Here is a 22,863-nt window from a genome sequence, read left to right as displayed (position 1 = left end):
TATTGTTCTGGTTAGAGAAACGTAACCTTGGACGGTGAAATCCCGATCCGGGACAAAAAGGTTTGAAATGAGCAGCGCAGATGGGTCCGATCTATTCATTGGCTGATTTCTTGGACATGGTCCGCCGACGGCTGGGCCTGATCCTTGCCGTGACGATCCTGGGCTGCATCGGGTCGGTGTTCTTTGCCCTGTCGCAGGCGCATGAGTACGAATCCTCCGAAGTCATCCAGATCGAACAGCCCAAAATCTCGGACGAACTGGCGCAATCCACCGTGGAAAGCTCCGCCGCGCGGCGGCTTCAACTGATCGAGCAGCAGTTGATGGCGCGCGGCAATCTACTGGCACTGATGGAAGAATTCGACATCTACACGAACCTGCCCGGCCTGCGCCCGACCGAAAAGGTAGATCTCCTGCGCCGCTCGATCACCATCACCGGCGTCGCCGCCGCCCGAGAGGGATTTGCCGACGACGGCGCGATTTCCGTGCTCACGATCACCGCCCGGATGGACAGCCCCGAGAAAGCCCGCGCCGTCGCCCATGCGCTTGCCGATGCCACCCGCGAACTGGCCGCCAAGCAGCGCGAGGAACAAACGCGCGAGACGCTGGCTTTCTTCCAGAACCAGGAACGGACCCTTCTGGACGAGATCGCCCGCGTCGAGGCGGAACTTGCGACGTTTCGGTCGGAAAACGATATATCCATCGAAGGCAGCCTCGAATTCCGCCGCTCGGAACTCAGCAGCCTCAACGACGCGCTGCTTGAGTTGGACCGCGAGATCATTGCCGCCCAGCTTGAACTGCAGAGCCTCGACCGCAGCGGCAACACCCGCGCCGCCACCATCGAGCGGCAGCAGGAAGAACTGACCCGCCTTCTCGATAGCCTGACCACTCAGCGCCAGTTGCTTCAGGACCGCCGCGCAGCACTGAGCGCGAGCATCGAAACCACGCCAGAGGTGGAACGCACCCTTGCCGATTTCGACCGCCGCCTCGACCAGCTACGCGACCAGTTGGAAGAGGTCTCCGAGCGGCGCACCGCCGCCGAGGTAGGCTTTTCGGTCGAAAGCGCCGCGCGCGGCGAGCGGCTGATGACACTGGAAGAAGCAAACCTGCCCGATTATCCCGTGACCACCAGCCGCAAGCTGATGGTGGCGGCTGGCACCGTCGCGTCGATCCTTCTGGGACTTGGCATCGCTTTCCTGCTCGAACTGCGCCGCCCGGTGATCCGCACCGCCCGGCAGATGCAGCGGGAGACCGGGTTGATGCCCGTCGTCTCGATCCCCGACACGACTACCGAGAAATCCCGAAAGTCCCGCAACTCCCGCTGGGAGGAACGCCGCGAGGCAGGTCTGCAAGGTCGTGCCGCCCGCCTTGCGCGCAACGGCGGATCGACAGGGCGCTAGCTTGTGGCGGCCATCAGCGCCGCGATCACATCCCAGTGCAACCAAAGCGCCAGCGCCGCCGCACCGCAGCCCAGAACAGCGAACAAGGCGTCGTGCCGTCCGTCCCAGACCCCATGCGCCCGCGCCAGCCAGATCAGCACGACATGCGCCAGCACCATCGACAGGCTCATGCCCACGATTGCTCCGGTCAGCCCTGCCAATACGACGCCCGTCAGCAGCAGCGCCACTTGCAGGCTCGACCGCACCGCGTTGTAAATGAAGAACCGCCGTGAATCCCCTGCGGCCAGCGCCGCCTGATCGTAGGTCATCCCGATCACCTGCGGGATCAGTCCCACGCCCAGAAGCACGACGATCCCCCCTGCACTCAGGTAACGTGGATCGTAAAGCAGATCGACGAGCCACGGCCCCGCCAGAGCCATGAGGACCAGAAGGCCGATCACGCCGCCGCTGATCCCGTAGCGCAGCCGCGCCAGCCGGGCGGGTGCCGCCCCTTCGCGATATACCGGGATCATCACCCGGCTGGTGACGTTCTGGCCCAGAAGCAGCGGAAAGCTCGCGAGGAAGAAGCCGATGTTGTAGATGCCCAGTGTCTTAAGGCTCAGGAATTTGCCGAGGATCGCCTTGTCGCCCTGGCTGGCGAAGAACCAGAAGACGGTGGACAGGAATATCCACTTGCCGAAGGTGATCAGCTCCTTGACCGCAGGCCTTTCCCAGCGGAAGCGGTTCGCGTCACCCGGCAGGTAGAAATGGGTCAGCGCCAGCTTGGCCACCGCCCCGCAGACGCCGCCAATGACCAGCGCCGCCACCGATTGCATAAGGATCGCCAGCACGATCATTACCGCGATGCCGATCACCTGGCTGATCAGGTCAAGAACCGTCAGCCGCCCCATCAGCAGATGCCGGTGCGCCGTCTCGATCCGCGTCGGATTGAAGCCCGCGATCAACAGCGACAGCGCCGCGATGGGGAGATAAGTGGCAAGGTCCGGCTGCGCGTAAAAGAGCGCCACCGGATAGGCCAGCACGCAGGCCACAACCCAAAGCGCCGCCCCTCGCATTACCTGTATCGTCCAGGCGGTGTTGAGAAAGTCGGGATCATCCCCGCGCTTGGATTGCGCAATCGACGGCGCGATACCCACGTCCGAGAACAGCGTCAGACCCACCGTCACCACACTGATCAGCGCCATCAGGCCAAAAGCCTCGGGGAAGAGCAACCGCGTCAGGATCAGGTTCGACGCCAGCCGGATCGCCTGGCTGGCCCCGTAGCCAAGGATGATCCACGAGGCCGAGCGCGCCACGCGCGCCATCAGGCGATTGCCACCCATGACCTGGGAGATACGTGCCAACACGTCGATTTCGCCTCACTTCTGCCGCGTAATCCTGATAGAACACGCGGGCTTACGCGTCCATCTTGGTCTTTTTCCGCTTCGCCGTTTGAGGAAACCCGTTTTGAAGATCGCATACATCCTCAACACCTACCCCCAACCCTCGCAAAGTTTCATCCGCCGCGAAATCCGCGCGCTCGAGGCGCAGGGCCACGAGGTGCTGCGTTTCGCCATGCGCAGCGCGGATGTGCCGCTGGTCGATGTGCAGGACCGGGCCGAGGCGGACAAGACCGAATACGTGCTGGCCGAGGGCAAGGCCGCGCTTGCGGGTGCCGTTGGACGTGCGGTTCGGCGGGACGCGGCGCTGGTGCGCGAGGCGTTGAAAGGGGCGCTGGCCATGGGCGCGGTTTCCGAGGTCGGGCGGCAGCGGCACCTGATCTACCTCGCCGAGGCGGCATACGTCGCCGAGCGCTGTGCGGCGGAAGACGTGGATCATGCCCATGCGCATTTCGGCACCAATGCCGCCGCAGTGGCGATGCTGGCGCATCTTCTGGGCGGGCCGAAGTACTCCTTCACCGTCCACGGCCCCGAGGAATTCGACGCGCCCCGCGCCCTGTCGCTGGGCCGCAAGATTGCGCATTCCACCTTTACCGTGGCGATCAGCCAGTTCGGCCGCTCGCAGCTTTGCCGCTGGGCCGAGCCCGGCGACTGGGACAAGATCCACGTTGTCCATTGCGGGATCGAACCCGCGAAATTCACCGACCCCGCCCCCCTGCCCAAAGGTCCCCGCCGGCTGGTCGCCATCGGGCGGCTGGTGGAGCAGAAAGGCCAGCTGGCGCTGATCCGCGCGATGGCTCAGACCACCGCGCCCGTGCACCTGACCCTGATCGGCGACGGCGAAATGCACGGGCAGATCGAGCAGTTGATTGCCTCTTTGAAACTGAAGGACCGCGTCACCCTCACCGGCTGGGTGTACGAGGCGCGGATCAAGGCGGAACTGGCCGCCGCCCATGCGCTGGTGATGCCGAGCTTTGCCGAAGGCCTGCCGATGGTCATCATGGAAGCCATGGCTGCCGCCCGACCGGTGATCGCCACCTACATCGCGGGCACACCCGAACTGGTGCAGGAGGGCAAGACCGGCTGGCTGGTGCCCGCAGGCGATACGAGCGCACTTGCAGAGGCGATGGATGCGTTGGCCGAGACGTCGCTGGAGAAGCTCGCCAAGATGGGCAAAGCGGGCCGCGAACGCGTGCTGGAGCGGCACGACGTGGCGCGGGAGGCGGAGAAGCTTGCGGGGCTCATGCGATAGGGTGCGTTCCTGTCCCCACGGGGACAGAAAGGCTTTTCTCAACGGACTCAGACGCTTCGGCCTGAATTAAGGCTCAAGTAGGGATTTGTTCCCACTGTGCTGGCGCAGTTTAGCGCCCGCGCACCCAGCGGTTTTGACTGCGCAGCACTGGCAAGCGCACCGCCAGCCGGACCGAGACATAGGCCACGAAAGCCACCGGGTCCCTCAGCGCCCTTCGCCACATCGGCACCGTGCGGTCATGTCGATCATCATTCGCCATCAGGTCAGGATACCGCGAAGCGATCTCGGCCACGCCGATGTCTTGGCGCCTGCGCACCTGCACCAGCCGCTTGAACCCTTCGATCATCGGCCAGTCATAGGTGGCGGACACCGCGATGCGCTCTTCCGGGGTGAAATTCAGCCGCGCAAAGGTGTCGTCCGAGATGATGTCGGGCCAGTCGCTCCAACGCGCGCGGCCGGAACGGTTCATGGCAAAAACCCCAAATCCCGGCACGCCATGCACCATGAAGGGCGTCGTCAGCCAGAAGCGCGTATAGTGCCGGGTCAGCGCATCATCGCCCGACACGGTAACGTTCGGCCTACCACTGGCATAGCGTGGCTGCGCGGTATCGAGCGCCGCCGCGATCTGGCCGATCAGCGGGGCCGAAACATGGACATCCGCATCGAGATAGATCAGCGCGTCGCCGGTCGCCGCCGCCTCGCCCTTGTTCCAGGCATTGAGCTTGCCGCCCTCCCTCAGGTCCAGAACCTGCATCTCCCAGCCGTGTGCCTCGGCCTGCTGCACGTAGCCGCGCGCGATCTCGGCGGTGTTGTCGGTACAGCCGTTGGCGATGACGATCACCTCCACATCGCCCGCAACCGCGTCGGAAGCCAGAAGCGCATCGAGGCAGGCGGGCAGATAGGCGGCCTCGTCATGGGCGGGGATCAGAACGGAGGTCTTCATCGGAAAGCCACCAGCGCGTCCCAGCGGGGATTGGTGTCATCAAGATGCCTGAGCGCACCCCAGGAACCCCATTTCGTCGGCGCATAGACGTCGGAATAGGCATTGAACAGCTGTCCGCCGACAGCCTTCCACCCCTGCAGAAGGGTTTCGTAGAGCACACCCATTTCCGCGGAATAGTTGAACTGCTGCAGGAACTCGGTGATCTGCCCATCCTCCACCATCGGCCCGATGCCAGTGGCGTGAGAGCCGCCCTCGTACATGATCAGGTCAAGGCCGTTGGCGCGCGCCACGGCGGCGTGATGCGGCCAGACGCGACCGATGAGGTCCGCAAGCGTATCGGCCACCTTGCCGCTGATCGCCCCGTCGGTCAGCTCGCGCCCGGCCAGCGCGTTGGCCAGATCATAGCGGTGCTTCTTGACGAAATCATCGGCTGCATCGCCGCTCAGACCCTCATCCTTTGCCCGTGCCTCCGCTGCCGTCGCGCTCTCGGCGATCCAACCCTTCACCATCGACGCATTCTCTTCGAGGCCCAGGACCCCGCCGAAATAGCCGGTGATCGCATAAGCGTCGAACGCATTTGCCGGGGCTGGCAGACCTTCCGCCACGGCAAGCGGCGCTTCCAGCACCTCGGTTTCCAATCCCAGCCAGCCCGTCTGGCTTGAGATCACGTTGATCAGGCGCCCCTCTGGTGCCCCGGCAAAGACGTCGGACCAGATGCGCGCCACTTCGGCGGCCCGCAGTCCATAGAACTGCATCCACTTGTCGGCCTGCCCCCAGCGCGCTTGCGCCCGCGTGTCGGCCCAGCGGGCCTGTTCGAATTGCCAGTTCCAGACCTCGTTGGAAAATTCGACGTAGACGGTAAGTTGCGGATCGAGCCGGTCGCGCACCATTTCGGCAAAGCGGCGGACGAAATCGTCGGTCGCGAGATGGGGGATATTGAACCAGACGTCGCTCTCAACGGTATTGGCAAGATCAATCATGACCTCCAACGGCACACCCCCGGCATAGGTGACATCCGCCGTTTCGGGGCGGTCCGCCCAATCCGACAGATGGCTGTTGTTCGTCTCCATCCAGTCCATGAAACGCAGCGCGTCGAAGCCCGCGATGCGGTCGGTCCATGCCGGGTTGAACCGCGCGCCACCGTAGAAAAGGCGCAGGTGATCCTCCTTGACCACGGTGATGTTGCGGGGCGGGTCGGTGCGGTTGATGCGCTGGATGCGAATTTCGACGCTGCCGGGGCCCGGCGTGTAGTCGAAGGAGACCTGGTTGGCCGCGTAGCGCAGGTTCGTCGCGCGTCCCAGCACCTCGACAATGCCCTTGCCCTCGTAGCGCAGGATGTAGCGACCGGCGAGCGAGACCGCCTGCTCAGGCATGTCGGTCAGGATGACGGTGCCGATACTCCCGAGGCTGCGGGGCATTTCCACCGGCCAGCCCTCGGCATCGAGAAATCCGCCCTCGCGCAATTCTCCGACCTCCATTCCGCCCCATTGGCCGGGCCGGTGCCCGATCCAGGGCCGCGCGGTTTTCATCAGGTCGAGGAAAGGGACCTGCGTGCTCCAGTCCGTGACGGCGGCAAGGCCAATGGCGACGGCGTTGGTGCCCTCGACCGCGCCCTCCGGCTGCTCTGTGCGGTCGGGGATGGGGGTTGCGGGCGGCGCGCGGGGGGCGATGGGGGCTGTCTCTGCCAAAGTTGGCTGGGGGACCTGCGTTACGTTCGCGCTGCTGGCGGTATAGGTCTGAACGGCCTCCCAGGCGACCTGCTGCAGCGCTTGGGCAAGCGCGGCATCGGGCGTATCGAAGGGTTTGCCGTAGCGGTCCTTGAAGGCGCGCGGCAGTCCCACCGGGCTTTCTCCGTTGAGCGCGGCATATTGCACCATCGCAACGAAGTAGTGGCCGGTATCATTGAGGTGGATATCGTCATCGAATAGCGCGGAGATATCCGCGAGACCCGCTATCCGGTCGGCCGCGACCCGGTCATGCAGGAGCGCCATGGCCTGCCCGGCAGGGATCAGGCGCACCTCCGCCTCCAGCCCCCGCGCGGCCTCGGCGACGATCCCCTCCCAGACCGGCAGATCAAGGTCGAGCCGTTCGCGCCAGGGGATATGGGCCTGCGCGTCGTATTCGATTGCCGCGCCCGTGCCGCTTTTCAGGCTGTGCCATGTCTCCTGAACGAAGATGCGCGTTTCTGCATTGCCTGCCTCCGCCAGCTCGGCAAAGGCACGGGCGTAATCACCGCTCTGGGACCATTGGACGTGGTTGGCGAGCGGGATCGCCTCGGTCAGGATGAGATCGGTCACGCCGCCCCGCGGCAGCACGGCGCGCGCATCGACCCCTTGGGCGCTGGCGGAATTCTCCCAATTGTACTTGAGCGGCGCACCGTTGATGATCTGCGCCTCGACACGGGCTCCGGCAGTGCCCGCCTGCAAGGCCTGTTCAAGCATCGTGGGCCCCGTCGTGCCAAAAAGGCTGTGGCCCACCATCAGGACCGAGAAGACCGCCCCCAGTCCGCTCATGCCGCGACGCCGGTTTCCGGGTGGCGCTGGATCACCTCCCAGACCACTTCTTGCATCAGGGCCGCCGCCTCAGTTGACGGCGCATTGGCGGGAGAACCATCGGCCCGGTTCAGGCGATGACGCAGACCCACGGGCGAGCGGTGGTAAAGCACCGCGTAGTGTGTAAGTGCCACAAGGTAAGCACCCAGGTCGTTGAAATGGATGGTGTCGGGCGTACCGTCCGGCTGGCGGGCGAATAGATCATCGACACCCGCGATCCCTTCAACGCCACCGCGACCCTCGACCGCGCGGACGAAGGCGGCCTTGACCTGTCCCGCAGGGATCAGGTGGATCGGTGCGTCAGAGCGGGAAAGCGCGGGGTATTTGACTCGGCCCTGCCAGAACTTGCGCAGGTCCCGGTCGATCCGGTTGAGCCAGCCGCGCGTGTCGTCCGTATGGTGCCAGGTCTCGTAGAGATAGATGCGTGTCTGCGTGTTCGCATCCCAGGCAAGACCCGCCCAGCGGGCAAGGTAATCGGCGCTGTCGTGATAGCGAATGGCATCCGCGATCTCGACCATCTCGGTCAGCACGATCGCGTCGTAGTCACCCGACCCTATGGCCTCCTTTGCCGGGCGGAAGCGGGGATGACCGTTCTCCACATCGAAGCCGTTGATCGGAAGGTCCGGCTCCCAGTGTTCTTTCAGCGAGGTGCCCCAGCCAAGCTGGCTGGCGTAGTCGTGCCCCTGCCCCCCCAGTTGCGCCAGCATCGCGGGCATGTCTCGGCCCACGAGCGAATGGCCAAGGTGGAAGACGTGCAAAGCGCCATCGGGCTTGGGCAAGGGGTTGGCATAGAGCGCGTCCGCCACCGCCACCTGCCGCCTGCGCTTGGCGTAGGTGTAGGCACCCAGCCCCCCGGCCAGGGCCAGAACACCTAGGGCGGCGCGTCGCGTGAGGGGTGGCATGGGTCAGGCTCCTTCAGACCCAGACTGGCCTGCCATCACGGCGGTGACAAGGTGGCCCTCGACCGCGTCAAAACGGCCTTTCAACTGGTGCCCGACGCTGAAGCGGCCCGCCGGTTTGAGAAAAGTCGCGGTGAAACGTTTTGTGGGGTGATCGAAGGCGATTTCCATGTGATCGAAGCCGAACGTCAGCCCCGTGACGGGATACTGCGCCTTGAAGGCGGCCTCCTTGGCCGAGAAGGTCAGCTTGGCCAGCCGCCCCTGTTCGGGACCTGCGATGCGGGCGATTTCCTGCGGTGTGCAGATGGTCTGCAGAAGACCGGGATTGAGGTCGCTGTCCCCCTCGATGTCGAGACCGAGGTGCAAGGGTTCGGTCGTCACGGCAGCAGCACATAGCGCCAGGGTATGCGAGATGCTGCCCTGTACGCCAGCGGGCCAGAGCGGGACGCGATCCTCGCCAGACGGGAGCGATACCGGAGGCAGTCCCAGCACCGCCATGGCGCGGCGCGCGGCGGCGCGGCCGGCGGCGAATTCGCGCTGGCGTTTGGCCACGGCGCGCGAGAGGTGCTCGGCCTCACTGCCCATTGCGGGAGGTTGCGGGGCCAGAGGGTCGGTGACGGCGACGGCCACCCGTTCGTCAAACAACGAGGCGATGACGGCCTCCGCCTGCTCCAGCCGGTCCGGGCGCCCCGGTTTCATCATGCCCCCGCCTTGCTGCGCCCCGCCCGCATGGCGCGGCGCTTCGACATGGTCTCGGTCTTGGCGGGCGAGGTTTCCTGTTCGGGTTTGGCCTGCGCAGATTTGCCGCCGTCGATGTGATCGGATAGCGCCGCCAGCGTGGGGAAGCGGAAGATGTCGGTGATCGACAACTTGTCCGCGCCAAGCGCCGCGCGGATGTCTCGGTGCGCCTGAACGGCCAGGAGGGAATGGCCGCCCAGGGCAAAGAAGTTGTCCTCGCAGCGAATGTCGCTGACGCCCAGAAGCGCCGACCAGATCTGCGCCACGGCACCCTTCGTACCAGCCGCCGCTGCCTGCGGGCCTGCTGCCTCGGCTTTTCGCTGGACCGGGGCGGGCAATGCCTTGCGGTCGATCTTCTTGTTCGGCGTCAGCGGCATGGCGTCCAGCGTGACGATGGTGCCGGGGACCATGATCGCGGGCAGGTCCTCGGCCAGCTTGCGCTTGACAGCTTCGGGATTCACCGGCGCGGCGGCGGTGACATAGCCGACCAGCTGCGCGCCGCCCTGTCCCTCGCGCAGCACAACGACGGCCTGCGTGACACCGGGCTGTTCGGCCAGCCGCGCCTCGATCTCGCCCAGTTCGATCCTGTGGCCGCGCAGTTTCACCTGCGCGTCGGCACGGCCTGCGAAATGCAGGATGCCATCGGCGTCCCAGCGCCCGAGATCGCCGGTGCGGTAAAGCTTGCCGGAGCCGAAGGGGTTGTCGACGAACCGCTCCGCCGTAAGCTCGGCGCGTTCCCAGTAGCCCAGCGTCACACCGTCGCCGCCGATCCAGAGCTCGCCTTCCGCACCAATGGGTTGCGGACGCATCTTGTCATCCAGCACGAAAACCTGCGTGTTCGCGATTGGCGTGCCGACCGGCGCGGTGTTGACCCCCGCATCGCGCACCATCTGGGTTGTGGACCAGATCGTGGTTTCGGTGGGACCGTACATATTCTGCACATCGGCCCGCGTGCAGGACTGCAGGGATTTCACCAGCGAACCCGGCAGCGCCTCGCCCCCGACCATCAGGTGCTTCACGCGGGCCAATGCCATGCGGGCCTCGTCATTCGTCACCAGCATCTGCGCCATGGAGGGCGTGCACTGCAGGTGCGTGACATCATGGCGGATGATCTGCGCGGCGAGGGAGAAGTCATCCTCGTCGAGTGCCGCTTCCTGATTGGAGAGCCTGAGCACCTCGGCCAGCGGCTTCAGCCCCTCCATCACCAGCTTGCTGTCGATGCCATAGTCGATCAGGCAGGCGATCTCGTCCACGCCGATGCGCTTGAGTTCTTCCGCGCGCGCCACACCATCGGCGACGGTGCCGAAGAGGCCGCTGTCATTGAAGTAGCGCTGGAAGGCAAATTCGAGGATCGCGTCAAGCTCGTCATCGCTCAGCCCTTCCAGATCGAGATCGAAGGCGTTCGTCGTCCCCTCGGGCCGCTTGAAGGCCGGGAAGGCCCAGGCGTATTGCTTGATCAGTGCGGCGGCAGAGCGCAGGTAGTCTTTCATCGGCCCGCGCGCGACTTCCTCGGCCTTTTCGCGCGTCTCGGCCAGATAGCTGTGCAGCATCAGCGTCACGGTGAAATCCGCAGGGTCATGGCCTGCGTCGCGCAGCGCCTGGTGGTAGATCCTGATCTTGTCCGCGACCTCGTCGATGGACTGGCCCAAGAGGTGCGTCAGCACATTGGCCCCGATCTCACCCGCCTCTTTCCATGTCTGCGGGTTGCCCGCCGTGGTGACCCAGATCGGCAATTCGCAGGATACCGGGCGCGGCTGCGTGACGACGGCGTGCATCGTGCCGTCCTGCTTGGGGAATGCCACCGCATCGCCGCGCCAGAGCGCGCGGAGCTGGTCGATGGCGTCGTACATCGCGGGCTTGTTGCGGGGCGGCGTGTTCTCGGGCCGCAGGACGAAATCGTCGGGCTGCCAGCCGCTTGCAATCGCAAGGCCCACGCGGCCGTTCGTCAGGTTGTCGATGACCGCCCATTCCTCGGCGATCCGCGCGGGATGGTGGAGCGGTGCCACGCAGGAACCGGCGCGCACGGCGAGGTTCTGGGTGACGGCAGCCACGGCCGCGCCGGTGACAGATGGGTTCGGGTACGGGCCTCCGAAGGCGTGGAAGTGGCGTTCGGGCGTCCAGACGGCGTTGAAGCCGTGGGCGTCGGCGAATTTCGCGCCTTCGAGCAACAATTCGTATTTCTTGGGGCCTACGCCATCGTCGTTGCCCCAGTACATCAGGTTGAAGGCCATCTTGCGGTCCGAGACCGCGATGGGCCCTTTCGAGACCATGGTGCGGCTTTCGTCACCCGCCAGCACCACCTTGAAGCCGCGCGCGAGGGTCCAGAAGAGTTCCAGCACCGAGATGTCAAAGCTGAGCGACGTGACGGCGAGCCAGACGGAACCGGTGTCGTGGTCGATCCGGTCGTCCATGCCGGCGAAGAAATTGGCGACGTTGCCATGGCTGACAATGACGCCCTTGGGGGTGCCGGTGGAGCCGGAGGTGTAGATCAGGTACGCCAGATCGTCGGGCGTGGCCGTGGCCTCGGGGTTGGTGTCCGGGGCCGTCGCAAGGAGGCTGTCGGTATCGAGTTCCAGCACCTGCGCCTTGTGCGGCGGCAGCTGACCCGCCAGCGCGCTTTGCGTGACGATCAGCGGGGCGGCGCTGTCCGTGATGTAATGGGCAATCCGGTCCGCGGGATAGGCGGGGTCGAGCGGGACGTAAGCGCCGCCCGCCTTGAGGATGCCCAGCGCGCCAACGAGCAGATCGACGTCGCGGGCAGTATAAATCCCGATGGGTGTGCCGGGTTTGGCACCCATATCGCGCAGCACGTGGGCCACGCGGTTGGCGCGGGCGTTCAGATCGGAGTAGGTGAGGGTTTCGGCTTCGAAAACAAGGGCCTGCGCCTCGGGGGTCTCGGCTACCTGCGCTTCGAAGGCGGCGTGGATGGTGGTGCGGTCGTAGTCGCGTGCGGTGGCGTTCCAGTCATCTACCTGCCGGGCAATTTCGGCGGGCGGGAGGGCGGTGAGCGTCTCGACGGTCTGTGCCGTGCCAAGGGCGGCAAAGGCGGCGGACAGCCGCGCCGCGATAAGGTCTGCGGCGGTGGGGCTTAGCCTGCTTGCGTCAAAGGCGAGCGAGGGGCCCTTGGGCCCCAGACAGATGGTAAGCGCAGCACCTGTCAGGGCATCGTCCGTCAAGGAGATCGCGTTGGGCGGGGTGGCATTCGCGGTGATCGCGGAGTCGCGTTGTGGCAGATCGCGGGCAAAACCGGCGCTGGAAGCGGCACGGTCGAGTTGCTGGGCAATTTCCGCCTGCACCGCAGAGACTTCGCTGTCCGGGGTAGCGGAAATGATCAGCGGGACGTAGGAAGCCGCGATGGGATGGGCGGGTGCCTTGGCAAGCGCGATGGTCCCCTCGTGCACACCCGCGCTTTTCAGCAGGACCACTGCTGCGGCGGTGATAAGCGCCGCCGGGTCGCCCTGCCCCGCGCCGGGGATGCCGAGGCGCCGGATGTCGGGCGTGGCGTCGGTGCCTTCGATCAGCGCCAGCGCAAGGGGGTCCGGACCTGCAAGCTTGCCGCGCCAGTAGGCTTCGTCGGTGACGTCGAAATTGGCGAGATCAGGCGCGGCAATCCGGTCGCCCGGCGCGAAACGCGTGGTCAGATCGACGGGGTTCCCGTCGAGATCGGTGAGTTTCGTCAGCGTGACCGGGGCCGTTGCGGTGCCGATGGTCAGACGATCCTTTGAGACCTCGATCACCTCACCAGCGGTCGTCGGATCGGCATCGGAGACCTTAAGCACACCGATGCAGAGATAGCCGTCTTTCGTCCGCAGCTTCGCCGTCGTCAGCGGGTTCCAGTACTCACCGAAATCAAGCCCCCGCACCAGCGCCGACAGCGCCTTGGCGCTTTGCGAGAAATCCAGCAGCCCTGCGTGATCTGGCCGCGCGTCGCGGCTGAAATAGCTGCGCTGGCTCAGGTCCTGCGGCTGGCGTTCCAGCGTGCCTGCCTCAAGCTGCGCGAGCACGCTGGCGAAGCTTTCCATCCCCGCCGCGTAGCACTTGGAATTGAGGCTGAAGGCGGTCTCGTCCGGTGCGATGTCGATGATGCGCTGTGCCAGCAGGTCGCCCTCGTCCACGCCGCCTTCGATCATGTGCCAGCTGACACCGTGGGTGGTTTCGCCGTTGATGATCGCCCAGGCGGGGGTATTCAGGCCCGCGTAGCGCGGCAGCGGCCCGTCGTGAAAGTTGATCGCGCCCTTGGTCGGCAGGGCCAGCACGTCGTCCGGGATCAGCCGCAGGTTCGCAATGCTGAGGAGCCAGTCGGCAGCCACACTCGCCCCCAGCAGGTCGCGCGGGTCGCGATGCACGGCAATCCCCTGCCCCTCGGCCCAGTGCCGCACGCTGTCGTCGCGTGTCACCACGGCGGGGATGGAATGCCCCCCGGCAAGCATCATGTCACCGCAGGCGATGGTCAGGGATTCGTCGCCCATCAGGACGGCCTTGAAACCGGCGGGGTTGAAGGTGGCGGTCATGGGTTTTCCTCCGAGACGGTACGGCGGGAGACGGGTGCACTGCGTTCGAGCGGCAGGCCGAGACCAAAGCGCAGAAGGTCGCGGTAGAACCCCGGCGGGTCTTGCGGCGGGCGGCCCGTGAGCGCACAGCGCAGGCTGTGCAGCGCCCCGCCTGCGAGCTTGGCAAGAAGCGCGGCGGCGGCGTAGATACGGCCGTGGTTCTTGACGAAGTAGTGACGGCGCGAGGCGTACCAGTAGGCGGGCACGCGATCCCATGCCTTCATGCCGGTCGAGGCCGAACCGATATGGACCACATGTGCGGAGGGCAGATACCAGCATTCCCAGCCCGCACGGGCGGCACGCAGGCAGAGGTCGGTTTCCTCGAAGTAGAGAAAGAAGGTTTCGTCGAAAGAGCCGATCTGGTCCAGCATCTCGGCGCGGACCAGCACGCTTGCCCCCGCGCACCAGTCGACGCGGGCGGTTTCGGTCGGCAGATCGGGGGCGATCACGTGGCGGCGCAGGACGCGGGTGATCGGGCCGATGCGGGCGGCGCCCTCGAATTCGCCCGCGATGGAGGGGAAACGGAAGGCGGTGGTGTGGTCGAGCCCGTCTTCGCCGCGCACGTGGCTGCCTGCGAAACCGGCCTTGGGATGGCTCTCTAGATGGTCGATGAGCTTACCAAGGCACCCCGGATCGGGGAAGGCGTCGGAGTTCAGGAGGTAGAAATAGTCGGGTCTTGAACCATCGGACATGCCCGCGGCAAAGCCGATGTTGCAGCCCGCGCCAAAGCCGCCGTTCACGTCCGACAGGATCAGCCGCACGCGACCGCCTTTATCCCAGCCCCGCTCGGCGATCTCGCGCGTCAGCACGCCGGGTGACCCGTCGCCCGATGCGTTGTCGATGATAACCAGTTCCGCTTTCCGGGCGGGCATGTCGCGCAGCGCAGCTTCCGCCGCCCGCAGGGTCATCTGCGGGGTGCGGTAGTTGAGGATGATCACGAGGACCTTGGGGGCGCGCGGGTCTGTCATTCCGCCGCCGTCGCCTGTTGCCAGGTGTCGTCCCACTGTTCCAGCGCGTCGGCGATGATCTCGCGCAGCTCATGGGCCAGCGTGATCACGTTGGGAGCGAGCATCATGCTGTCGTGGTCGCCGGGAACCTCGATCACCTCCATATGAGGAGCGTATTTGCGCCAGTCGTTGTCTTCGAAGACATACTCTTTCTCGGCACTCACCCAGCGGCCACCGGTCACCTTCCAATGGCGGTCCGGCGCGGGGCGGAAGAGCGTCAGCGGCCCGTCCCAGGTGGGCGTGTCGTACTTGGCCACACCGGCGAGGAAGCCCGCCTGCACCTTGAGATCGTTGAAACCGCCATCGGAGGCATCCGTGTCGGAAGTGCCCGCCCGCTTCTGCATTTCCCAGGCCCAGCGTGCCTTGGCCCAGTCGATCAGGTACCCCGGCCCCTTGGCGCGCAATTCCGCCAGCTTGATCAGCGCCTTGTCGGGCCGCGTCAGGCTGGGCCGGACGGGCAAGGGCGTGTCGAAGAGCGCCAGGACCGCAACCTCCTGCGCTGCGGCGCGGAGTTGCTGCGCGATCTCGTAGGCGGTGACACCGCCCCCGGAGTAGCCTGCGATCAGATAGGGCCCTTCGGGCTGTACGCGCCTGATTTCGCTGATGTAGTCGCGTGCGGCCTCGATCACGTCGTCATGGGGCGGCGTGTCGCCAATCAGCCCCCGCGCCTGCACGCCGTAGACCGGGCGCTCGGCCCCGACCTGAAGGCCGAGGTGGCGCAGGTTCAGCACATTGCCGAACATGCCCGCCACGACGAAAAGCGGCGTGGCGTCCTGATGTTTGCTCTGGTTCAGGGGGACGATGAATTCGAACTTCTGGACCGGGGCGGCCTCTTGCGATGTCTCAGAACCCCCTTCGATATCGCCCGTTTCGGCCGCGATGAGGGCCGCACATTTGGCGATGGTGGGGGCGTCGAACAGGACGGAAATCGGGAATTCGACCTTCAGTTCGCGCTTGACCTGCGCGAAAAGCCGGACGGCGATCAGGGAATGGCCGCCAAGGTCGAAGAAACTGTCCTCGACGCCCACGGGGCTGACGCCAAGCAGGTTCTCCCAAATCGCAGCAAGGCGTTCTTCGATCCCGTTTCGGGGTGCGACGTAACTGCCGTCGAGATCGGGTCGTTCAAAGCTCTGGCCGCTGCCAGCCTGTTCCTGCGGTGGCTGGTCGGCCTGGGCTATCAGCCCGTCGAGCGGGAGGGACGACACCATCACCTGCGGACGCCCAAGGCGGAGCGCGCGGCGCAGGGCCTCGGGGCCTTCCTGCGCGCGGATGCCTTGCGAGACGAGGTAGGCCAGCCGTTCCTCAGCGGCGCTGAGGTGGCGTTCCTCCTGCCCTTCGTCGGCAAAACGGACTTCTGCGGGGGTGAGCGGCGTTGACACGAAGCCGCCTTCGAGGCGCTTCATGGCGAAATCGCGCACCTCGACGAGCACGTGACCTTGGGTGCCGCAGATCATCACGTCGAAGCTGACGAAACCCTCGCCGTTCTGTCCCTCGGACAGCCGCACCCAGGAGCGCACCTCGGCGGGCAGCGGTGCATGGACGCGGATCAGACCGTAGGAAACCGGGACCCAAAGATGTGCGGGGGCGTATCCCGGGGCGAGCGCGATGGCCCAGCCGGTGGCGAGATCCATCAGGCCCGCGTGCAGCAGGTGGCCTTTGTCGAGATCGTCGCGGACCTCCTCGGGCAGGGCGAGGTGGGCGATGCCTTCACCGTCGCCCAGTGCCGTTTCGCGCAAGACATGCCAGCGTGGACCAAAGTCCAGATGCGCCTCTTGCGGGGAGCGGAGGCGGTCGCCTGTTTGGGCGGTCTCACGCTTGGTGCAACGGGCCTCGATGGCAGCAAGATCGACGTGGTTTTCGGCCCGTTCGCCCACGGGCGACAGATGCGCCTGCGCGTGAAGCTGCCAGCCCGCGCGTCCCTGCAACATGCAGTCGCTGCGCATCTCGGCCGTGAAACCTGTGCCTTCCGGTCGCAGGGTGATCTGCATTTCGCGTGCGGCGTTGTCGTCCACCGGCAGGGCGCGCAGGAAGTAGAGGTCGCGGATATCGACGCCGGTCAGGCCCAGCGCAATCGCGGCCTCGGCCAGCATCTCGACAAAGCCGGTGCCGGGCAGGATCGCCTTGCCGTCCTTCGTACGGTGCTGGTCGAGCAGCCAGTTCTCGGCCTTCAAAGGCGCGGTGAAAACCGGATCGCCGGCGGCGTCAGCCCCGCTGGTCTTGATCACGGCGGCGTCAATGGGACGCGGCGGCAGCACGTCGCTTGCCCCGCCGCCGAGTGCGGCAGCGGCCATGCCGACATCGGCCCAGATACCCCAGTTGACCGCAACAACACGCGTCGCGCCGCCCCGGCGGGCGGCGGCAAAGGTGTTGAGCCAGGCGTTGGCGGCGACGTAGTCTGTCTGGCCCGCGTTGCGGGTGGCCGTTGAGGTGGATGAGAAGAGCACCAGCAGCTCAAGCGTGCCGTCGGGCAGAAGCTGGTCGATGACCCGCAGGCCCTGCACCTTGGGCGACAGAACCGCGTCCATCTGGGCATCGGTCTTTGCCAGCACCGGCGCGTCGTCCAGCACACCTGCGGCGTGGATCACGCCGGTCAGCCCGCCGTGGCGGGTGGTCAGGTCGTCGATCACCTTGCGCATCTGGGCAAGGTTCGCGACATCCGCATGGGCGACCTCGATCTGGCCGCCACGGTCCTTGGCGATATCTTCAAGCCGCATCACGGCGCGCATGCGCCGCGCGCTGCGGTCGGTGGTGCCGTGGCGGTCGAGGTAAGCCTTCCACGCGGTCCGTTCGGGTATGGCGTCGCGGCTGAGCAGCACGACGGTCGCCTTGTGGCGGCGCAAGATGTCGGCGGCGAGGGTCTGGCCGATGCCGCCGAAGCCGCCGGTGATCAGGTAGGTGCCGCCGTCGCGGAAGCTGTCTTCTTCGGTGACGGGCAGCGGGACGGAGCGGTAGCCCATCTCGAAGCGTTTCTCGCCCCGGTGGGCGGCGACGATGTTGGCGCGGGCGGCCATGAGGCCTTCGAGAAGGCGGTCGGTAAGTGTCTCGTCCACCGCAAGTTCCGGCGCGGGTTTGGCGAACCAGCCCGCTTTTTTCGGTGCTTCTGCCCGGATAGGCTCCAGGTCGATCTGTGCCGCTGTCACACCGGGGATTTCCCGCGCGATCACGCCCACGGGACCTGCGATCAGAGCTTCCTCAGGCGATGAGACGGCTTCATCCCGCACCTGCGCGGCACCGGCGGTGAAGACGCTGAGATGCAGCGGTTTCTCGATACCTGCTTCGGCGAGTGCCTGTGACAGCCACGTGAGGCTCCAGAATCCCTGTTCGAGGTTGCGGTCGAAGGCCGATGAACCAAGGCGCGGCGGCACGTGGTCGTCCGCCAGCCAGAAATGCGCGATGCGGTCCGGCATCAGGTCCCGCTCTTTCAGCGACGCGATGAGTTGATCGTAGCCCGTGCGGCCCTGTTCGGCGGCCAGCGTATAGGCGTGCTCGCCCACCTGGGCGAAACCGTCGCCCGCGCGCGCGCTGATCACGCGGTGCCCGGCGGCGCTCAGGCGCGCCTTCACGGGACCCGCGCGGCCTGCGTCATCTGCGAAGAAAAGCCAGGTCTGCGGGGCATCGCCCAGTTCGGTATTGACGTCGAGGTCAGTGTCGGCAAAGCGCGGACGCCACGCGGGGACGGACGCCCAGTCCTCGATGTTCTCAAGCCGCTTGAGCAGCGGCTGCGCAGGCTTTGAGGCAGCCTTGCCCGGTTCGATGAAATACTTCGCCCGCTGGAACTGATACGTGGGCAGCACGACGCGGTGGCGTTTCGCCTCGCCCCAGATCTGGGACCAGTCCGCCTCGACCCCGCAGGCCCAGAGACGGCCGATCACGGAGATGAAGTACATGTCATCTGCGATGTCCTGCTCGGGGTGGCGGAGCGATGAGATCACCTGTCCCGGTGCGACGCTGTCGTTCATCTGGGCAAGCGAGGACAGCGCCTTGCCCGGGCCGACCTCGAGAAAGACGCGTTTCGCGGGCGCGGCAAGGGTCGTGACGCAATCGGCGAAACGCACGGTATTGCGCAGTTGGCCGACCCAGTAGTCGGGGCTGGTCGCCTCTGCCGCCGTCAGCGGCTGGCCGGAGCGGTTGGAGATCACCGGTGTTTGCGGCGCTTGCAGGTCGAGTTTCGCAAGGAAGTCGCCGTAGCGGGCGAGGATCGGCTCGAGCATCCGGCTGTGGGCCGCGATGTCGATGGCGATGCGCTGGTATTCGAGGCCTGCCTCTTCCAGCCGCTTCTGCATCGTGTCGAGGGCCGCTTGCGGGCCTGACACGGCGATGAGTTCCGGCGCGTTGACGGACGCGATGTCTAGGTCGTCACCCAGAAGCGGCTCAATGGCGCTCAGGGGGGCGGAGATGGAGAGCATGCCACCGGCGGGCACCTCATCGAAGAGGCGGCCCCGCAGAAGCACGAGGTCGATCAGGTCCTCGAAACGCATCACGCCTGCAAGGCAGGCGGCGACATTCTCGCCCATGGAATGGCCCACCATCGCGCCGGGCTCGACGCCCCAGGACATCCAGAGCTTGGCCAGCGCGTATTCCACGATGGCGATCAGCGGCAGTTGCACCGACGGCTTCTTGAGTGTCTCGTTAGCCGCCTCGATCTGGTCCGCCTCGGGCAGCCAGAGCGCGCGGATGTCGTAGTCAAGCTGGGGCGCAAGGTGATCGAGGCCCCGGTCCATCCACTCGGCGAACTCAGGCTCGGTCTCGTAGAGGTCGCGCGCCATGCCCGCGTATTGCGCGCCACCGCCGGGGAACATGAAGACCACTTCGGGATTTTCCCCCAGCGCGTCATGGGTAAAGACACGGCGGGTATCGCCTTCTTCCAGCAGGCGCGCGGCCTCCTCGTGGCTTTCCGCCACGACGACGCGGCGCTTGTCGAAAGCGCGGCGGCCGTTCTTGAGCGTGAAAGCCACGTCCGCAAGCGGCTGTTCAGGATGGGCACGCAGATGGGTGGCAAGAGCGGCAGCATTGGCGTCGAGCGCGGCCTTGGAGCCGCCGGAAATCGTCAGGCAGTGGAAGGGCCAGTCGCTTTCTTCAGAGGCGGCGCGCGGGGGCGCTTCCTCGAGGATCATATGGGCGTTGGTGCCGCCGACACCGAGCGCGTTCACGGCGGCGCGGCGGGGAGTGGCGCCCGCCTGCCAGTCGGTAAGGGTATCGTTGACGCGGAAGGGCGATCCTTCGAAGGGGATGGCGGGGTTCGGGGTCTCATAGCCAAGGGAAGGCGGGATTTGACCGTTCTTCAACGCCAGCGTCGCCTTCGCAAGGCCCGCGATGCCTGCTGCGGTGTCCAGATGGCCGATGTTGGTCTTGACCGAGCCGATGCGGCAGAAATCGACGGCGTCAGTCTCGGCGCGGTAGGCTTCGGTGAGGGCCGCGACTTCGATCGGATCGCCCAGATACGTGCCGGTGCCATGGCATTCGACCATGCCGATGCTTTGCGCGGCAACGCCCGCGTCCGAGAGCGCCTTTGCAATGGCCTGCGTCTGTCCGTCGACGGAAGGGGCGAGGTAACCGGCCTTCTGCGCGCCGTCGTTGTTGACCGCGGACCCTCTTATCACGGCCCAGATGTGGTCTCCGTCCGCGATGGCGTCCTTGAGCCGCCGCAGCGCCACGCAGCCCGCGCCGGAGCCGAAGACGGTGCCCTGAGCCCGGTGATCGAAGGCATGGCAATGGCCGTCAGGCGAGAGGATCTCGTTTTCCTTGAACTCGTAGCCACGCCCGTGGGGCAGCTCGATGGTCACACCGCCCGCAAGGGCCATGTCGATCTCGCCCGCGCGCAGCGCTTGGCACGCGTAGTGGATCGCCACCAGCGAGGTGGAGCACGCGGTTTGCAGGTTGATCGAGGGGCCGTGCAGGTCGAAGACGTGGCTCACCCTGGTCGACAGGAAATCTTTGTCGTTGCCTGTGTGGCGCAGCAGGAACATGCCGACGTCGTCAACAAGGTCGGGGTTCGAGCAGATGTTGAAATAGAAATAGCTGCCCATGCCGCAGCCCGCGTAGACGCCGATGGGGCCAGAGATCGTCTCGGGCGGGTGACCCGCCTGCTCCATCGCTTCCCAGGCGACTTCGAGGAACTTGCGGTGCTGGGGATCGAGAATGGCGGCATCCTTGGGTGAAAACCCGAAAAAATCCGCGTCGAATGTGTCGAAACCATCCAGAACGGCGGCGGCAGGGACGTAGTTCTTGCGCGCGATATTCTCGGGGCTCTCGCCGTTGTCGAGCAACACCTGCTCGGACAGGCGGCGGATCGATTCCACGCCGTCACGCAGGTTGGACCAATAGCTGTCAACACTTGCCGCGCCGGGAACATTTATCCCCATGCCCACGATTGCGATGTCATCGTCCCGCACAGGAGACATGGCTGACGTATTCATTTTACTCATCGTCCCATCATCCGGACGCGCCGGACATGAGCCCCCGTGGAATATCTAAGTACTGCCGCGCCGGACTACAGGCCAATCTGGGCATTTTTATGCCATTTCACGGTACAAACCCTGATTTCCTCGTATTTTAGGCGATTTGAACAGGGGCCTAATAGGGGAATATCACAACAGTCTTGTCACCAAAGGTGGATTATTGCCGCATGGTAATCAATCCTGCCTTAATTCGGACGCAAGTGGTGTTGGTGCCTAAAGGACGGTCCGCTTCCCCTGCGGCACCCGGGTCCCGCCGATGGCCGCTCTCCTCATCGGGTACTTGCGCCGGTCCACGGGCCGGGGCACGCGCTTTTCGGCATGCCCGAGGATCGCCCCGGCGGTGAGCCAGATCATCGGGATAAGCGTATCGTTCAGCAGCATATCCATCATCGTGATGCCCAGGATCAGGCACAGCGGCGCGACGTAGGGAGACAGCGGCATTTCCCCGCCACGCTTCATGTACCACCAGGTCAGCACCAGTGGCAGCGCCAGCAGGCCCATCTCGCAGATATAGCCGAGCCAGCCGAAGGTGCCGAAAATGATGATCCAGCGGCCATCGGGGATCGACAGGATTTCGCCGGTCTCGGGATCGCGGATCAGGCTGCGGCCCCAACCTCCCCAGCCGAAAAGCGGCTTTTCCGCAGCGCGGGCAAGGAGTTGCTCCTCGTTGTTGAACCGGTATTCGAGCGAGGCCGCGCGGTCCGCGTTGATCGCCTCTGCCTGCGCGAGGATCGCGTCGAGCGGGACGAGGTGGAAGTTGCGCAGCATCGGGTAGGTGACGGCAATGACCGCAAATACCACTGCCAGCCGGATTTGCCAGCGGATCGGGGCCAGCAGCACGACGGGGGTCAGCACCACGCCATAGGCCAGCGAGGCAAGGCTCTTGCAAAGCACCAGCAGCACGGCGAGATAACCGGTCAGCATCAGCATTCGGACACGCGCGGTCCCCTCCATGTTGCGGCTGAGCGCGGCTGTGGCCAGAAGCCCCGTGCAGACGAACAGCGCCAGCCACAGACCGTGGGGCAGGAAGACGATGGGCCGGAAGCCGCCGGAGCGCATCATCTGTTCGAAGGAATGCTGGAAGAAGCCGTAGACCCAGACGTTCATCTGCGGGCTGAGACGGATCTCGATCAGCGCGGGGATCGAGTAGATCAGTGCGCCCACCATCAGCGCCAGAAGTATCTCGCGCAGCCCGTCCTCCGTGGCGAGAAACTGGCGCGCCAGCAGGAACGGCACGAGCATCAGAATTTGGCCGATGAGCACCGAGCCGATATCACGCGCCGACTGGCCGGGAAGCTGGTCGATGATAAAGACGATGGGATCGGCGTCGCGCAGCACCTGGAAGAGGATCGGGTCCGTATTGGTCAGCACCGTTGGCACGGCGCAAAGGATAAGCCCCGCAACGAGGACTTGCGCCGCCCTGTTTTCCGGCCAAAAGCGCACCTTCTCGCGCAGGACAAAAACCATGATCAGCAGCACGCTGAGATTTGGGATCGAAACCTTGTCCATCGCCGGGACCAGCGGCAGGTTGACCTCGGTCAGCGGCGGCAGGATCAGGTATCCGCCAAGGATCGACCAGATCAGCGCGCGTTCCAGTTTGAGATTGCGGAACAGCACGAGACAGACGAATGGCCAGATGGCCAGCATCAGATATGCAATCGGATTGCCCATGCGGGGTGCTGCCTCGT

At 65.5% G+C, this 22,863-nt stretch carries 11 protein-coding genes; 2 read left to right on the top strand and 9 right to left on the bottom strand.

The features are described 5' to 3' along the window. The first annotated feature begins 98 nt into the window (after positions 1-98). On the top strand, positions 99-1,397 hold the full coding sequence (locus tag AB2B41_RS05060) for a GumC family protein (protein ID WP_367876662.1): 1,299 nt from the start codon (positions 99-101) through the stop codon (positions 1,395-1,397). On the opposite strand, the gene AB2B41_RS05055 is transcribed toward AB2B41_RS05060, so the two are convergent. Beyond that, the gene (locus AB2B41_RS05055; protein ID WP_420014280.1) at positions 1,394-2,740 is read right to left on the bottom strand and encodes an oligosaccharide flippase family protein; all 1,347 of its coding nucleotides are present in this window, start codon (positions 2,738-2,740) and stop codon (positions 1,394-1,396) included. The two genes, AB2B41_RS05060 and AB2B41_RS05055, sit on opposite strands and share 4 nt — an antisense overlap. A 103-nt stretch (positions 2,741-2,843) precedes the next feature. On the opposite strand from AB2B41_RS05055, the gene AB2B41_RS05050 reads away from it, so the two are divergent. Next, positions 2,844-4,028 (top strand): glycosyltransferase family 4 protein, encoded by a 1,185-nt coding sequence (locus tag AB2B41_RS05050; protein WP_367876660.1) that lies wholly within the window; start codon positions 2,844-2,846, stop codon positions 4,026-4,028. A 109-nt stretch (positions 4,029-4,137) separates the two neighbouring features. Here the strand turns inward: AB2B41_RS05050 and AB2B41_RS05045 are convergent, their stop codons facing one another. The 8 genes from AB2B41_RS05045 to AB2B41_RS05010 form a co-directional block, all read right to left on the bottom strand. Next, positions 4,138-4,971, bottom strand: a complete 834-nt coding sequence (locus AB2B41_RS05045) for a glycosyltransferase family 2 protein (protein ID WP_367876659.1) — start codon at positions 4,969-4,971, stop codon at positions 4,138-4,140. Further along, positions 4,968-7,484, bottom strand: a complete 2,517-nt coding sequence (locus AB2B41_RS05040) for a hypothetical protein (protein WP_367876658.1) — start codon at positions 7,482-7,484, stop codon at positions 4,968-4,970. The genes AB2B41_RS05045 and AB2B41_RS05040 overlap by 4 nt, the downstream gene beginning before the upstream one ends. After that, the gene (locus AB2B41_RS05035) at positions 7,481-8,425 is read right to left on the bottom strand and encodes a hypothetical protein (RefSeq protein ID WP_367876657.1); all 945 of its coding nucleotides are present in this window, start codon (positions 8,423-8,425) and stop codon (positions 7,481-7,483) included. Before AB2B41_RS05035 ends, AB2B41_RS05040 begins: the two co-directional genes overlap by 4 nt. Positions 8,426-8,428: 3 nt before the next feature. Further along, positions 8,429-9,124 carry a 4'-phosphopantetheinyl transferase family protein gene (locus tag AB2B41_RS05030; RefSeq protein ID WP_367876656.1) on the bottom strand — a complete coding sequence of 232 codons (696 nt, stop codon included), beginning with the start codon at positions 9,122-9,124 and terminating at the stop codon, positions 8,429-8,431. After that, the gene (locus AB2B41_RS05025) at positions 9,121-13,671 is read right to left on the bottom strand and encodes a MupA/Atu3671 family FMN-dependent luciferase-like monooxygenase (protein ID WP_367876655.1); all 4,551 of its coding nucleotides are present in this window, start codon (positions 13,669-13,671) and stop codon (positions 9,121-9,123) included. The genes AB2B41_RS05030 and AB2B41_RS05025 overlap by 4 nt, the downstream gene beginning before the upstream one ends. After that, positions 13,668-14,678: a glycosyltransferase family 2 protein gene (locus tag AB2B41_RS05020; RefSeq protein WP_367876654.1), complete on the bottom strand. Its 1,011-nt coding sequence runs from the start codon at positions 14,676-14,678 to the stop codon at positions 13,668-13,670. The genes AB2B41_RS05025 and AB2B41_RS05020 overlap by 4 nt, the downstream gene beginning before the upstream one ends. Next, on the bottom strand, positions 14,675-21,133 hold the full coding sequence (locus AB2B41_RS05015; protein ID WP_367876882.1) for a type I polyketide synthase: 6,459 nt from the start codon (positions 21,131-21,133) through the stop codon (positions 14,675-14,677). The genes AB2B41_RS05020 and AB2B41_RS05015 overlap by 4 nt, the downstream gene beginning before the upstream one ends. A 255-nt stretch (positions 21,134-21,388) precedes the next feature. Continuing rightward, positions 21,389-22,846, bottom strand: a complete 1,458-nt coding sequence (locus AB2B41_RS05010; RefSeq protein ID WP_367876653.1) for a hypothetical protein — start codon at positions 22,844-22,846, stop codon at positions 21,389-21,391. Positions 22,847-22,863 lie beyond the last annotated feature (17 nt).

This window comes from Sulfitobacter sediminis (assembly GCF_040811725.1).
GTDB lineage: Bacteria > Pseudomonadota > Alphaproteobacteria > Rhodobacterales > Rhodobacteraceae > Sulfitobacter > Sulfitobacter sediminis.
Note: the sequence above shows the minus strand (reverse complement) of the source record. Positions and strands in the feature narration are given on the sequence as shown.

What these genes read in the sequence shown, in the direction of transcription:
- AB2B41_RS05045 (WP_367876659.1), bottom strand. Translation starts at nt 4,971, where the DNA reads ATGAAGACCTCCGTTCTGATCCCCGCCCATGACGAGGCCGCCTATCTG.
- AB2B41_RS05040 (WP_367876658.1), bottom strand. Translation starts at nt 7,484, where the DNA reads ATGAGCGGACTGGGGGCGGTCTTCTCGGTCCTGATGGTGGGCCACAGC.
- AB2B41_RS05035 (WP_367876657.1), bottom strand. Translation starts at nt 8,425, where the DNA reads ATGCCACCCCTCACGCGACGCGCCGCCCTAGGTGTTCTGGCCCTGGCC.
- AB2B41_RS05030 (WP_367876656.1), bottom strand. Translation starts at nt 9,124, where the DNA reads ATGATGAAACCGGGGCGCCCGGACCGGCTGGAGCAGGCGGAGGCCGTC.
- AB2B41_RS05025 (WP_367876655.1), bottom strand. Translation starts at nt 13,671, where the DNA reads ATGACCGCCACCTTCAACCCCGCCGGTTTCAAGGCCGTCCTGATGGGC.
- AB2B41_RS05020 (WP_367876654.1), bottom strand. Translation starts at nt 14,678, where the DNA reads ATGACAGACCCGCGCGCCCCCAAGGTCCTCGTGATCATCCTCAACTAC.
- AB2B41_RS05015 (WP_367876882.1), bottom strand. Translation starts at nt 21,133, where the DNA reads ATGAATACGTCAGCCATGTCTCCTGTGCGGGACGATGACATCGCAATC.
- AB2B41_RS05010 (WP_367876653.1), bottom strand. Translation starts at nt 22,846, where the DNA reads ATGGGCAATCCGATTGCATATCTGATGCTGGCCATCTGGCCATTCGTC.